Source organism: Aeromonas sp. 25-AL00135, assembly GCF_054052385.1.
This window is the reverse complement of the sequence record NZ_JBSTYQ010000003.1, coordinates 279,742-295,368: the sequence shown is the minus strand read 5'-3', so window position 1 is coordinate 295,368 and position 15,627 is coordinate 279,742. Positions and strand designations below refer to the sequence as shown.

The 15,627-nt window shown below is 55.3% G+C and carries 8 protein-coding genes; 1 reads left to right on the top strand and 7 read right to left on the bottom strand.

All coding sequences use genetic code 11. The features are described 5' to 3' along the window. From ACW5XC_RS04205 to ACW5XC_RS04175, 7 genes are all read right to left on the bottom strand, one after another. Positions 1–1,228: retention module-containing protein (locus ACW5XC_RS04205; RefSeq protein WP_456516093.1), on the bottom strand; the 1,228-nt coding region annotated here is incomplete at its 3' end. 263 nt (positions 1,229–1,491) lie between these two features. Further along, positions 1,492–3,417 (bottom strand): EAL domain-containing protein, encoded by a 1,926-nt coding sequence (locus tag ACW5XC_RS04200; protein WP_042056178.1) that lies wholly within the window; start codon positions 3,415–3,417, stop codon positions 1,492–1,494. A gap of 3 nt (positions 3,418–3,420) precedes the next feature. Beyond that, the gene (locus tag ACW5XC_RS04195; RefSeq protein ID WP_005350994.1) at positions 3,421–4,173 is read right to left on the bottom strand and encodes a transglutaminase-like cysteine peptidase; all 753 of its coding nucleotides are present in this window, start codon (positions 4,171–4,173) and stop codon (positions 3,421–3,423) included. Positions 4,174–4,308: 135 nt separating this feature from the next. Beyond that, positions 4,309–5,634 (bottom strand): TolC family outer membrane protein, encoded by a 1,326-nt coding sequence (locus ACW5XC_RS04190; RefSeq protein ID WP_005359768.1) that lies wholly within the window; start codon positions 5,632–5,634, stop codon positions 4,309–4,311. A gap of 37 nt (positions 5,635–5,671) precedes the next feature. Further along, on the bottom strand, positions 5,672–7,105 hold the full coding sequence (locus tag ACW5XC_RS04185) for an HlyD family type I secretion periplasmic adaptor subunit (RefSeq protein ID WP_005350982.1): 1,434 nt from the start codon (positions 7,103–7,105) through the stop codon (positions 5,672–5,674). Further along, the gene (locus ACW5XC_RS04180) at positions 7,098–9,242 is read right to left on the bottom strand and encodes a type I secretion system permease/ATPase (protein WP_042056180.1); all 2,145 of its coding nucleotides are present in this window, start codon (positions 9,240–9,242) and stop codon (positions 7,098–7,100) included. The genes ACW5XC_RS04185 and ACW5XC_RS04180 overlap by 8 nt, the downstream gene beginning before the upstream one ends. A 377-nt stretch (positions 9,243–9,619) precedes the next feature. Then, a complete protein-coding gene (locus tag ACW5XC_RS04175; protein ID WP_042056182.1) occupies positions 9,620–10,549 on the bottom strand; it encodes a TIGR01212 family radical SAM protein in 930 nt (309 codons plus the stop codon). 611 nt (positions 10,550–11,160) lie between these two features. Between ACW5XC_RS04175 and gltB the strand changes: the two genes are divergently transcribed. Beyond that, positions 11,161–15,618, top strand: a complete 4,458-nt coding sequence (gltB, locus tag ACW5XC_RS04170) for a glutamate synthase large subunit (protein WP_042056185.1) — start codon at positions 11,161–11,163, stop codon at positions 15,616–15,618. Positions 15,619–15,627: the final 9 nt, after the last annotated feature.

The window sequence follows — 15,627 nt, the reverse complement described above, 5'->3', positions numbered from 1 at the left end:
CTCCGATAGTGACCGTGCCACTGCTGTTGGCCGTGCCTTCATTGGTGGTCGCCACAACTGTGTAGCTGATGGGAGCGCCACTGTTGCTGGTACTGCCCGCCACGCCTGCAGTCGAATAGTCCGCCGGGAATACCAGCCCGAACGCTGGCGGCAATGCCCCCGCCACCACGTTCACTGTCAGGACGTCACCCACCAGAGTGCCACCCACCGCTGTGGCCCCCTCCGGCAAGTTGTCGAAGGTGTACACCAGGCTGGTCCAGGTCTCTGAACCATCGCCATCACTGATACTCACGGTGTTGGTCAGCAACACCTGTACCGTGCCATCCGTTTCGGTCGCACCCGCATTCAGGGCCTCAGAGTTGAAATCGATGTCACCTTGTGGAGTCACTATCAGCGTCAAGGTTGACGTGACGATATCAGTGCCATCGGTAACCACATAACTCACGGTAGGTACGGCTCCGGAATAATCAGGAGCCGGGGTAAAGGTGAAAGAACCATCACTATTGATGATCAGCGTGCCAATTCCTGTCAGAGTCGACGACACGCCAGCAGGTACGTCTATGTTGCTCCCCCAGCTGTAACTGATGATAGAGGCAGCCTGCGGACCATCGGGGTTGGAACTGTTTGCCAGTAGATTACCGCTTGTAGAGCTATCTTCATCAAGCGAAATGACCTCGCTTTCATCTAGCAGGATATTCTCCAGCGGCTCTGGCTCAAGCAGCGGTTCAGCTGCTTGTTCAGTGTTGATAAACGGCTCGGACTGATAGGTGGTATCAAACCCTGCAGCCGCTATCGTGGCATCGCCTGTTCGATCAATTGTTACGAAACCACCATTACCACTGGCCCCCGCAACCCCACCAATGCCGCCACCACCACCGGCCGCTGGTGCCCCACCAGCAGCAGAAGCCTCAAAGTTTTGAGTCGGGTCAACACCCTGCAGAATCGATTCTTGCAATGCGGCAATATCTGAAGGTGCGCCTTCCTGGCTGGCCGCCACTTGCGGTTGAGCAGGTTCAGCGGACTCGGAACCTGCCGGAACATCCGATGCAGGAGTATCGTCATAGGGGGAAAGAGCCAGCTTGGCGTCATCCGCTATGGTCAATTTTGCTCCGGGTTGGAGAATTTCCCCTTTTTGCAGAGGGCGGCTGCTTCCATCAGCCAGCACAATCTCCACATTGCCTTCTATAGCTGAGACAACCACGGACTTGTCGATGATTTGGGTACGCATATCCATTGCTCCAAGGTGACAGATCTTGATGTCTACACCGTAGAAGGAGATAGCGCGCTGTTCCGTTGCAAAAAAGCGTACGTTCGAGAGGAATTCAACAAATAAACGGAAAAAAATCGAAGAGTTGGAATTTATTAATACAAATCAGAACTCTAGGTATAGCCCCATTCAAGACCGACCTTGAGTTGGTTATAGAAAAATGGCGAAAAGAAAAGTGACTGGTATAAAAAAGGCCCCTATCGGGGCCATTTCCAGCATTTAATTCAAGACAATGGGAAGGCGGGATGAACAAATCCCTGGTAACCATCGATATGCAACTTGGAAAGCAGTTCCACTTGATGTTGATCTTCGACGCGGGTTGCAATGGTGGTCACACCGGCATTATGTGCGGCGCGACACACTGCAGCCAGGAATGAGGTGTCAGCCCCCGGCTCCATGACCTGACTGGTATAACCGTGATCAACCTTGACATAAGCCGGCGACAACTCCTCCAGATAGCCCAGAGACTGGAAGTGACGACCATAGTGGTCAACCCCCCACTGGAAGCCATGAGCTTGCAAGGTGCCAACCAACGCAGCCACGTTGTCTTTATGTTTCATGATGGCAGCTTCAGGTATTTCAAATAACAACCGCTCTTTGAGCTCTGCATGCTCGGTCAGATAGCGCGTCAGCCAGGTTAAAAATTCATCCGAGCAGAGCGAGCCAGCAGTGATGTTGATCGCCAGTACCAGATCAGACTGTTTTTGCAGTAATGGAACGCAAGCATCAAGCACCGCTTGGTCAAACTCGCCACCCAATTTGAACTGTTCAATCGCGGGCAAGAACTGACCTGCAAAATAATCAGTGCCATCCCGAGAGATAGAAGCAAACAGCTCGGCATGCAACCTTGCTCCATTATCAAACCGGCAAGCTGGTTGGGCTTTGAAGCGCCAAAGTTGTCGTGAAATGGCATCTTGTACCAGATCTCGCCAGGCCAAACGCCCCATCAAACCTTGCTCGGTCCCCCCTTCCATCACCACAGCACCACGGCGTTCATTGCGCGCCTTGCCAAGCGCATTATCGGCTTTGGTCAACAAGGCAGAGAGATCATCATTACCATCACGGCCGGCAATACCGATGACGGAGAGCGCATCCCCTTCACCCATTGGATTCACCACCAGATCGGCAATGCGGCTATTAATCACTTCAGCCAGCTCTTTTAGCTGAGTCAGATCGTCAGTTGGACAGAGCAGCGCATATTCCGTCGCGGAGATCCGTGCCAAGGCTGCGCCATCCCACCCTTTTAATTGCTCTTTCAAAGCCTGAGCTATCGATTTGACCATGTTGTCACGGGCAGCAAAGCCTTCATCGCGATAGATATCATCCAGCATGTCGACCGCAACCAGCATGACGCCACCTTGGCCAGCCTCCGCTATCCATGCGTTTACCTGACCCACAAAATAGGCTCGGTTGCCAAGCCCTGACACGGCATCGACATAAACCCGCTCACGCAATTTCTCGGCCTCATCGGCTTGCTCTTTGAACTGCAACGCCAACTTGCTTGAGAGGGTGTTGATCGCCTGAACGACCTGCTTCAATTCATGGGTTTTAGGCTCCGGGATCGTATGACCGAAATGGTGCAGCTCGATCTCGACGGCTTGATCACAGATCTGTTTGAGTGGCTTTAGCAAGTAGTTGAGTGCTCTCATCAACAAAATTGTGGTGATCAAAAAGCCGACCAGAAACCAGCTCGCCAGCTCGCTCATCCCCCGCCACAACTCGTAATAAGCCTGGCCGGGGTGACCCACTACTTTTAATTTTCCAAGCTGCAACCAGCCAGACGTCAGAATTGACTCGTTGGATACCTCAGGAAAAAGTCCCAAATTTACAAACCACCGCGGTACCCCCTGAATATTGTTGGTATTTTCCTGCTCGATGACATCCTTTGATGCCAGTAGATCCAGGCGAACCAATCGATAATAGCCACCATCAAAAATGGCCTGGATCACCGACTCGGCACCGACCTTGTCCCCGTTTTCCAGATAGGGGGTGAGCGCAAGCCCCAGCGAGGTTGCCGTATTGATGACCGTTGTTTCCTGTTGCTGCGCAAGATAAGTGCGGGTTGAATTGAATTGCACCCAGTATGTGGCCGCAAATAACAATCCAAACAGCAGCAGCATGGTGGCTAATAACTGTCGATAGAGCGTCATAGGTTAATCATCCAAATTCACCACTGGCCGAGCCAATCGCCCCGAGGTCATGCGATTGCGTAAATCATTCCATAATCCCAAGCGGGATGATTGACCAGCCAGTTCCCCTTGGCCTCGTGCCTTCATCAACCACAAGTGACTACCGTTAAAACTGTAAATAGGCACCAGATCACGCCGCTGTGTGGCAGGGCGAATCGAGCCTATCAAATTATCCAAAATAACCGGAACGGAAGAGGGTGTCTCATAATATGCCACCACCATGTGAAACTGGTTGTAATCAAGAGCCTTTACGTACACCATCCGCATTTTATCATCCGGGATCCCAAGCTCGAGCAGCGTAGAGTATTTAGCGATACTGAAATCTTCACAGTCTCCCCCGGCGGCTCCCAAAAATTCCAGCGGGGTTGCCCAATAATCCTTTTTGCGCCACAACTTGATATCGTCAATAAAACGCATCCGATTGAAAAAATTATTAACCCGCTCAAGCTTTTTTTCTTCGCTCAGGGCCCTGCCCTTCGTCTCCATGACCAACATACGCCAACTGGTTACACGCTTGCCGGCTCTGGCGCCATAGGTCTGCTCCGCCCGCTTGATCAAGTTGAGATCTTCCTGTGGCAGAGGCTGACTGGCACAGAGCAGAAGTGAGAAGGGTAACAGCAGGATCCATAAGGAGTGGCGCAGAGCGCGTAAGGATCGGTATCTCCATTCATTGAGAAGATAACACCATCGGCTACCGGTACCACGCTGGAGTGTCACGTCATATTCCTGCTGCATTATTACTGCTGCACTCCTCAAAGCTCGTACAACAACCTGCGTTAGCCAAACATGGTGACTGCCAGCAGCAGTCACCATGTTGGCGTTCATGATCCCAGCGGGATCATGAACAAACGGTTATTGCCTGGCCTGCCATTCAGCGGGTTGTTTGACGCTAAATGCATTGAGCAGACTACCTGTCGCGTTGAGAATGCGATAGTCAGCCAGCAGTGCATCATACTCAGCGGTGATATAGCTGCGACGCGCCTCGAACAGTTCGTTCTCGGTGTTCAATACGTCCAGCAATGTCCGTTGACCCAAACCAAACTGCTTCTTGTATGCCTGTACGGTGTCATAGCTGGCGTCAACATGCTCTTTCAGGAAGGTCTTCTGCTTGGCCAGCGACTCTTTCGCGTTCCAGGCCAGACGAGTGCCTTCCTCAACCTGGCGAAACGCATTCAAATGAATGTCTTTCGCCTGAGAGTAGAGAGCCGATGTTGCATTGCTCTCTGCCACGTCAGAACCGCCACGGAACAGGTTGTAACGCATGCGCACCATTGCGGTCAGATCATCGTTGCGCCCTTTGACCGCATCGATATCCTCATTCCAGTTCTGATCGACCTCGAATGTTACATTCGGGTAGAAACCGGATTTGGCGCCTTCATGTTGATACTTGGCCGCTTCGATATCCTGCAGGGAAGAGAGCAGGGTGGGGTGGACTTCGGTCGCCGTTTTCAGCGCACTATCGAGGCTGGTGGGGATAAGCTCGGTATTGGGAACCGGCTGCACCAGATCTTTGGGTACCTCGTTCACGACACGAATAAATTCACTCTCTGCATCTCGATAGTTGTTTTCAGCAGCAGCCTGATTTGAATAGGCTCGGGCAACACGACCTTCAATCTGGGTCTGATCCGCAGTAGAACCAAGCCCTGAATCAGTCCGCTTGCTGATGTCGCTGCGGATCTGCTCGTGGGTTTCCAAGTTCTGTTTGGAGAGTTCCAGGATCTCCTGCTGGCGCAGCATATTGAGGTAGACCTCAGCTACTCGCAGCGCGGTATTTTCAGCTTCGGAGATCATCGCCAGACGCTGGGCATTGGCTTCAGCTTCGGTTCTGGAGACGTTGTTGCTGACATCAAAGCCATCAAACAACATTTGCCGCAGACTGAGTCCAGCCTCTTTGCGAGTCATGGAATCATCAATATTGCTGTTGGCACTGGCAGCACGGGTAGAAGGGCTGTCAGTTTTTTCATAGCCTACGCCACCACGCAGATCGATCGTAGGATAATAGCCACCCTTGGCTCCATCATGCTGATAGAGTCGTGCCTGATACAGATCAAACGCTTCCTTTATCTTGGGATGCGTAGCAAGTGTCTGTGCCACCGACTCTTCCAGAGTCTGGGCCTGACCCAAACTCGGGATCAGGATGCAGCCACTGACCAGCATGGCAACAATCGTTTTTTTCATGTTATCTCCAGTCATGTTTTGTTTTTAGATTGTTGGCTTATCGTTCTCTCAGTGCCGACTGCTTTGCCCGTAAAATCGGCTTAAGCAAATAGTCTAGGACACTTTTTTTACCAGTAATGATATCAGCACTGGCTAACATACCGGGGATGATGGGAAGTGCGTTAAGCTCATCGCCCAAGTAACTCTTCTCTGTTCGAACCCGAACCAGATAAAAGGAGTTCCCCTCCTCATCCTGGATCGAATCCGCACTTATCTGTTCAACCTTGCCATGCAATCCTCCATAGATTGTAAAGTCGTAGGCAGTAATTTTGACAATGGCATCCAGCCCCGGTCGCAGGAAGGCGATATCTTTCGGTGACACCTTGGCTTCTACCAGCAAGGTATCCTCCAACGGCACAATCTCCATCAAATCCATGCCGGGCTGAACCACGCCGCCCAGGGTGTTGATCTTGAGTTTCTTGATGGTGCCCTTGAGCGGAGCAATCACGCTGGTCCGGTCAACCCTGTCTCGCAAGCCAACCTGCCCTTCTGACAACTGGCCAAGCCGCCCCTGTTTCTCATTCAGTTCAGTCTGGGAGTCTGCTCTGAACTTCAGCGCAATATCATTACGCTTGGAGATGGTCTCACGCAGTACCGAATTGAGTTTTGGGATCAGCAGACGGTTGCTCTCCAGCTCCCCCTGCATCTCGTTGACCTGCCGCTCAAGCTTGATTAGCTCCACTTGAGGCACTATACCCTCTTTCGCCAACGGACGGCTAATATTCAGTTCCTGTCTGGCCAAATCCACACTGCGATTCACGGTGCGAATTTTGGCATTAAGTTCAATCAGCTCCTGCTCTTTCTGTTCGATTTGCTGACCAAGAATATAGAGCTGGTTCTTCAGGTTATTGAGGCGATCCCGCTGTACAGAGCGCTCACGGTGCGCATATTCGGCAAAGACGGTTTCATAACCATCGGGAAACTGGATTGGCGCTTCGCCTACCACGACCTGTTCACGCCACCCCAGTGCCGGGTCGTTTTTCACCTCGACGCTGGCCATCTCGGCGCGCAGACGGGCCACATCCCCCTTGAGGGTGACCACCTCTTGCTCCCGTTCTCTAAAGTCGGAGCGGAAACGGGTGTCATCAATACGCAGCAGCGGCTGCCCCTTCTCGACGATGTCCCCCTCTTTGACGAAGATCTCTTTGACGATCCCTCCTTCCAGGTTCTGAATCACCTGCAGCTGACGGGACGGAATAACCTTGCCCTGACCCACGGTGACTTCATCCAGTTCGGCCCAGGCCGCCCAGACGATGGCACTCATGAAAAAGAGGAAGCAGCACCACAACAGAATGCGAGCTCCGGTCGGCGTGGTCAGCAGTACAGCTGCCGCGCCGTCATCGACAAACTCCAGATGCTCGGGTGCTGGCAATACCTCGCCGGAAGGCGTCTTTTTGCTGCGCTTGAACCAGTCCATGAGCCCCTTAACCATGGGACACCTCCTGCACGCGCACCTTGCCTTCCTTCAACTGCTGTAACACCACCTCTTTGGGACCATCAGCAACGATCTGCCCCTGCTCGATGACGATAACTCGCGATGCCACATCCAGCATCGAGGTTTTGTGAGTGATGAGGATCAATGTGGTTTCCGGGCCCAGTCTGGCGAGCTCCTGTTTGACCTGCATCTCGGACTGATTGTCCATGTTGGAGGTCGGCTCATCCATCACCAGAATGGGGGGATCATTGAGCAGGGCGCGTGCCAGCAGGATCGACTGACGCTGGCCACCGGATAGCTGACGGCCCCCCTCGCCTATCTGCCGATCCAACCCGTTAGGATCCCGGTTGGTAAAGTTGGTGACACCCGCCCGCTTGGCTGCGCGCAAGACTCTCACATCATCCACCAGCGGATTACCCAGCATGATGTTGTCCCGCACCGATCCAAAAAAGAGAATGACATCTTGCGGAACACAGCCGATATTGCGACGGATTACCGCAGGTGGCAGTTGATCGAGTTCAAAACCATCGATACGTACCGAGCCATCGGTCGGTCGATACAACCCCATCAACAGCTTCTCGAGGGTCGTTTTACCCGCCCCAATCCGGCCGATAATCGCCACCTTTTCGCCCTGCTGAATGCGCAAATTGATATTGTGCAGGGTGCTGGTTTCCATTCCCGGATATTTGAAGGAGACATTTTCAAATTCAATGCGACCGGCAATCACCGGATGATGGATATATTGCTTGCCCTCCTCCTGCTCTCCCGGGGTTTGCATGATTTTTTCCAGAATATCCAGTGCTGATTTGGCCTGGTTATAACGGGTCGACAACACGGAGAGTTGCACCATGGGCGCAATGGCGCGGCTGGAGAGCATCACGGCGGCAATCATGCCCCCCATGGTGACCAAACCTTCGGAGATCTGGTAAACACCGACGATCACCAGACCGACCGTCACCACCTGCTGGATATAGCTGGCCAGCGAGGACATGGAGTTGGTAATGCGGCGGGTCTGTACGCCCCAGGTGGAAATATGGGAGACGGCCTGTTCCCAGCGATGCTGGAACATGCTCTCGGCGCCGAAAATCTTGACGGTTTCCAGCCCGGAAATACTTTCAATCAGGTTGGCGTTCTTCTGGGACGCAAGGCGTGACCCCTCTTCGATGGACTGCTTGAGAGGCTCCTGAATATAGAAGCTGTAGGCGATGAGGATCAGCATGGCGACGATGGGAACCACCACCATTACGCCTGCAAACATCCAGATAATAAAAAGGAAGAAGACGGCAAAGGGGAGATCGATAAGAGTAGAAACCGTTGCGGAGGTGAAAAACTCCCGCACCGACTCAAATTCCTGCAGATGTTTGGCGAACGCGCCAGTGGAAGCGGGACGAGATTCCATCCGCATACCCATCACCTTGGCGAAAATTTTGGCGGACAGCAGCACATCAGACTTTTTACCGGCAATGTCGATAAAGTAACTGCGCAACTGCCGCATCACAAAATCGAAGGTAAAGACCACCATGGCCCCGACAGCCAGCACCCAGAGCGAATCAAACGCCAGATTGGGCACAATCTTGTCATAGACGTTCATGGTGAAAAGAGGGCTGGCGATGGCAAACAGGTTGATCAGAATGGAGGCGATCAGCACATCGCGATAGATGCCGCGGGATTCGAACAAGGTGCTCCAGAACCAGTGGCCATCACGGGTTTCCAGCACCTTGGGAGAGCGCTCGTCAAACTTGAACTGCTTCTTCACATAGAAGAGGCGCCCCAGATACTCATCACCCAATTGGGCTGCGGTCAGCCATTGCGCGGCATCACCGGCCTGCGGGAAAATCACTTTCCCCTGGCTGCGATCTTCGTTCCACTCCAGCAAAATGCAGGCGCCACCACTGCGCATCTGCAATACACAAGGCAGCAGCAAGGGAGAAATATCGGCCAGTGGCTGTATCACTTCACGGGCGGATAACCCGCCCCGCTCGGCAGCACGGCAAAAGAGTGCGGTTGTCAGGCGTCCGGAGACCAGTGGCAACCCGGTCGTCAGGGCATCCTGGCTGTTGGGCACACCATAAAAACGGGTCAAGAAGACCAGACACTCCAATAACTCATCAATACGACTTGTTTCTGCTTGCATAGCATCCTGTCACTGCATAAATGAGGTAGATAGGAGCGTTCATCGCTCATATTTCCCTGCTATAGCCACGCTAAAACCGAGTGGCCTTCCCGCTGATGAGACTGATCAGGGGATAAACCTGTCCAGATAGATCGCGACACTCATCCCCAATTTCCCGGCACAGCAGCAATGGCGGCATGATTCGTTATTGGTAAAAATAATCGGCTCATCAACACCATGCTAACACTGCAATCAGGGTGAATGTCGGAGTTAATTGATAATGACATTTATTATGGCGCACCACTATATCAACCGGCACGTACCAAAACTATAGTTTAGGGTATGAAGTTTTTTATATAACCCTATGTTTTACGTGAAAATAATAATCTGGCGCTCAATTATAGGTCAGGAAGTATGAAGGGTCTGCCCAACGCGTGACCTTGCGGGCCATTCAATGAGAGTGCTTTGGCAATATCCGCCATGGCAGTCCAGCGGTTTTCACACCAGGCTGGCGCCAACAGGGTTGGACGGCGCGCGGAGGCCGAAATCCGGTGATACACCACCTCGGGCGGCGTGTGCTGGATCATGGCGACAGCGGCTTCCACATACTGCTCCAGCGTCAATACCTCAAGGCGTCCCGCCTGCCACGACTTGCCAAGGGTACTGCCCTCTACCACATGAAGCGGATGCAGCTTGATCCCCTCAACACCGGTCTCAACGATACGATGCAGGGTATCGAGGCTGTCCATCGGCACCTCGCCCGGCAGGCCGACGATCAGATGAGCACATACCTTGATGCCGCGCTGATGGGCACGTCTTGCCGCATCCTCATAGGCGGCATAACCGTGGCCGCGGTTGATCCGTTGCAGAGTCTTGTCGTTGGCGCTTTGCAGCCCGAGCTCCAGCCACACCTCGTAACCCCGGGCCTGATAGCCCGCCAGCAGATCCAATACGGCATCCGGTACGCAATCAGGTCGAGTGCCGACACAAAGTCCCACCATATCGCTCACCGACAGCGCCTCTTCATACATCCGCTGCAGATACTCGACCTCGGCATAGGTGCTGGTATAGGCCTGAAAGTAGGCAAGATAACGTTTGGCACGGGTCACCTCGTCCCGACGGGCCAGCAGTTGTTGCACCACAGAGAGCTGTTGGGCCGATTCATCGGCGAAGGAAGAGACATTGCAGAAGGTGCATCCGCCACGGCCCAGGGTACCGTCACGGTTCGGGCAGGTGAAGGCCCCGTGGATGGAGAGTTTGTGGATCTTCTGACCATGACGCTGCTTGAGATCCTGACCGAATGTATTGACGAGTTCGTGTAACTGCATGACACCTCCGCTAAAGGAGCGCCATTGTACGAGCTTGCGCAAAACAGGGGCTGAGCTGGATCAAGCTAGCAGAGAGGGTAAAACATATAAATACCCGACCAATTTTGAATAAATATAGAGAAAAAGCGCAAAAAAAGGATTTTTACAGTTATTTGATGATTTAAACAGTAAACATCCATATGAAAATGAGACCTGATAACCCACTGTTGAACAATGAAAAATTCAAAGAGACCCGACAGCACACAATTGCAAGCATGGGATATTGAAAATGTGATCCCTTCCGCTCTCGGTAGCATAGAGTTGGTAAAATTACTACATTCGCCCATCGTCGCCGAGCACACCATTGAGCCCGTCAATGGCGATATATTTAACCAACAAAATCAAACTACACAGAATAAACACTCCATAACTGCGAGCCAATCCCCCTAACCCGACATTTTGTTATGCGAATGTAACCATGAAGACAAACCTGACCTGCGATTGACCTCGCCAGAAAATCCCATTAGTTTGGAGATTCGCCACGTCAGGCAGACGGAACCACAAGAGCCAATCGCAATTTATGCAGTCAGGTGATGACTGTGCGATACAAGGCCGAGCAAGGGAGAAATGCAATGTCACTATATGATCCAAAGCTGGAGAGGGATAACTGTGGCTTCGGCCTGTTGGCCCACATGGAAGGGGAAGCCAGCCACAAGCTTGTCCGTCTCGCGATGTCAGCATTGGCTCGCATGCAGCACCGCGGCGGGATCTCCGCCGATGGCAAGACCGGCGATGGTTGCGGTCTGCTGCTGCAAAAACCGGACAGCTTCTTCAGAGCTGTCGCCGAGGAGAAGGGATGGCACCTTGGCCGCAACTATGCGGTCGGCATGCTGTTTCTCAACCCTGACCCCGTATTGGCCCAGCAGACCCGCGACATCATCGACGAAGAGCTGGAAAAAGAGACCCTGAGTCTGGTCGGCTGGCGCAAGGTGCCTGTCGATACCAACGTACTCGGTACCATCGCCAAAGCCTCCCTGCCCAGCATTGAACAGGTCTTTGTCAACGCCCCACCCGGCTGGGTCGACAAGGATCTCGAGCGCCGCCTCTATATCGTGCGCCGCCGCATCGAAAAGCGCGTCAACGACGACTACTTCTATGTGGTCAGCCTCTCCAATCTGGTCACCGTCTATAAAGGACTGTGCATGCCGGTGGACTTGCCGCGCTTCTATCTGGATCTCGCCGACATCCGTATGCAAGCGGCCATCTGCGTTTTCCACCAGCGTTTCTCCACCAACACCAGCCCGCGCTGGCCGCTGGCCCAGCCGTTTCGCTATCTGGCCCACAACGGCGAGATCAACACCATCGCCGGCAACCGCCAGTGGGCCAAGGCGCGCAGCTACAAGTTTGCGACGCCGCTGATCCCCGATTTGCAGGAAGCGGCTCCCTTCGTCAACACCACGGGGTCGGATTCCTCCAGTCTCGACAACATGCTGGATCTCTTCCTCGCCGGTGGCATGGACCTGTTCCGCGCCATGCGCCTGTTGATCCCGCCAGCATGGCAAAAGCACCCGAACATGGATGACGACCTGCGCGCCTTCTACGACTTCAACTCCATGCACATGGAGCCGTGGGACGGCCCGGCCGGTATCGTCATGACCGACGGTCGCTACGCCACCTGCGCACTTGATCGCAACGGTCTGCGTCCGGCCCGCTACGTCATCACCAAAGACAAGTTCATCACCCTCGCCTCAGAAGTCGGTACCTGGGACTACACCCCGGACGAAGTGCTGGAGAAAGGCCGGGTCGGCCCGGGCGAGCTGTTCGTGGTGGATACCAGCAACGGCAAGGTGTGGACCAGCTTTGAGATCGATGACGATCTCAAAAACCGCCACACCTACAAGCAGTGGATGGATAAACATTGCCGCAGACTGGTCCCCTTCGAGCAGATGGACGACAGCCAGACCGGTAGCCGCGAGTTCTCTGATGACCAGCTGAAAACCTATCAGAAGTTGTTTGGCTATTCCTTCGAGGAGCTGGATCAGATCATCCGGGTGCTCGGTGAAAATGGTCAGGAAGCGGTGGGCTCCATGGGGGATGATACCCCGATGGCGGTGCTCTCCTCCGGCCCGCGTACCCTCTATGACTACTTCCGCCAGATGTTTGCGCAGGTGACCAACCCGCCCATCGATCCGCTGCGGGAGAACCACGTGATGTCGCTCGCCACCTGTATCGGTCGCGAGCAGAACGTCTTCAACGAGACCTTCGGCCACGCCCACCGGGTGCTGTTCCAGTCGCCGATCCTGCTCTACTCCGACTTCCACCAGCTGCTGGCACTGGAAGGTGAGTACTACCGCCATCAGGTGATCAGCCTCAACTTCAAGCCCGAAGAGGGGCTGGAAGCGGCCATCGTGCGCATCTGCGACGAGGCCAAAACTGCTGCCAGGAGTGGCACCGTGCTGCTGGTGCTGTCGGATCGCGATATCAGCGCCGACACCCTGCCGATCCCGGCCGCCATGGCGGTGGGTGCAGTGCAGCGCACCCTGGTGGACAACAACCTGCGCTGCGACGCCAACATTCTGGTGGAGACTGCAAGCTGCCGCGACCCGCACCATTTCTCGGTGCTGCTGGGCTTTGGCGCGACCGCCATCTACCCCTATCTCGCCTACGAAACCCTGGCCAAACAGGTTGAAGAGGGCGTGCTCACCATGTCCCTGCGCCAGGCGATGGTCAACTACCGCAACGGCATCAACAAGGGGCTCTACAAGGTGATGTCCAAGATGGGCATCAGCACGGTCGCCAGCTACCGCTGCTCCCAGCTGTTTGAAGCGGTGGGTCTGGCCAAGTCGGTGGTCGATACCTGCTTCCGCGGCGTATCGAGCCGTATTCAGGGTGCCGACTTTGCCGACATCCAGCAGGATCAGCACAATCTGGCCCGTCAGGCCTGGCTGGCCCGCAAGCCCCTCGCCCACGGCGGCCTGCTCAAGTTCGTCCACGGCGGCGAGTACCACACCTACAACCCGGATGTGGTGCAGACCCTGCAAACCGCGGTGCGCTCCGGCAACTATGCCGATTACAAGGAGTACGCCCGTCTGGTCAACGAACGCCCGGTCTCTACCTTGCGTGACCTGCTGGCGCTGAAGAAGGCCGACAATCCGGTCGCACTGGATCAGGTTGAGCCAGCTGACAAGCTGTTCCCCCGCTTCGACTCCGCCGCCATGTCCATCGGTGCCCTCGGCCCTGAGGCCCACGAGGCGCTGGCTGTCGCCATGAACCGCCTCGGCGGTCAGAGCAACTCCGGCGAAGGTGGCGAAGATCCCAAGCGCTTCGGTACCGAGAAGAACTCCCGCATCAAGCAGGTGGCTTCCGGTCGCTTTGGCGTCACCCCCCACTACCTGATGAACGCCGATGTGGTGCAGATCAAGGTGGCGCAGGGCGCCAAGCCCGGCGAGGGTGGCCAACTGCCCGGTGACAAGGTGACTGCCCAGATTGCCCAGCTGCGTTATTCCGTGCCCGGCGTGACCCTGATCTCGCCGCCGCCGCACCACGACATCTACTCCATCGAGGATCTGGCCCAGCTCATCTTCGACATCAAGCAGATCAACCCGAGCTGTCTGGTGTCGGTGAAACTGGTCTCCGAACCCGGCGTGGGCACCATCGCCTGCGGCGTGGCCAAGGCCTATGCCGACTTCATCACCATCTCCGGTTATGACGGCGGCACTGGCGCGAGCCCCCTCACCTCGGTCAAATATGCCGGCTCCCCATGGGAACTGGGTCTGGCTGAAACCCAGCAGGCGCTGGTCGCCAACGGTCTGCGCCACAAGGTGCGGCTACAGGTGGATGGCGGTCTCAAGACCGGCCTCGACATCATCAAGGCGGCCATCCTCGGCGCCGAGAGCTTTGGTTTTGGCACCGGCCCCATGGTGGCGCTCGGCTGCAAATACCTGCGGATCTGCCACCTGAACAACTGCGCCACCGGCGTTGCCACTCAAGATGAGAAGCTGCGTCGCGAGCACTTCACCGGCCTGCCGGAGATGGTGATGAACTACTTCAAGTTCATCGCCGAGGAGACCCGCGAGCTGATGGCTCAGCTCGGCGTCACCCAGTTGACCGACCTGATTGGCCGCACCGATCTGCTGGAAGCCCTGCCCGGCCTCACCGCCCGTCAGGCCAAGCTGGATCTCTCCGGTATTCTGGCCCGTCCGGTGGCACCGGCAGGCTCCAGCCTGTTCAGCCAGCAGCACAACCCTACCTTCGACAAGGGGCCACTGAACCTCAAGATGGTGGAAGATCTGCTGGAAGCGGTCGAGACCTCAAGCGGTGGCGAGTTCCGCTACGACATTCGCAACACCGACCGCTCGGTGGGTGCGCGCCTCTCGGGCGAGATCGTCAAACGTCACGGCAATCAGGGAATGGCGGCGGATCCGGTCAAGGTGCACTTCAACGGCACCGCAGGCCAGAGCTTCGGCGTCTGGAACGCGGGTGGCCTTGAGATGATCCTCACTGGCGATGCCAACGACTACGTGGGCAAGGGGATGACCGGCGGCAAGCTGGTGATCAAGCCCCATGTCGGCGTGGCGTTCAAATCCCACGAGGCAGCCATCATCGGCAACACCTGCCTCTACGGCGCCACCGGCGGCAAACTCTACGCTGCAGGCACTGCTGGCGAGCGTTTCGCGGTGCGCAACTCCGGTGCCCTGGCGGTAGTCGAGGGGATTGGCGACAACGGTTGTGAATATATGACCGGCGGCATCGTCACCGTGCTCGGTCAGACCGGCGTCAACTTTGCGGCGGGCATGACCGGCGGCTTTGCCTACGTGCTCGACGAGTGCGGCAACTTCGCCAAGCGTACCAACCCCGAACTGGTGGAACTGCTGGACGTGGCGGATCTCGCCATCCATCAGGAACACCTGCGCGGCATCATCACGGCGCACCTCAATGAGACCGGCAGCTCACGCGCCGAGGAGATCCTGGCCAACTTCGACTCCTATGTGCCCAAGTTCAGGCTGATCAAACCCAAGTCCAGCGACGTGAAATCGCTGCTGGGTCACACCAGCCGTTCCAGTGCAGAACTCAGAATCCAGGCGCAATAAGGAGGGAAC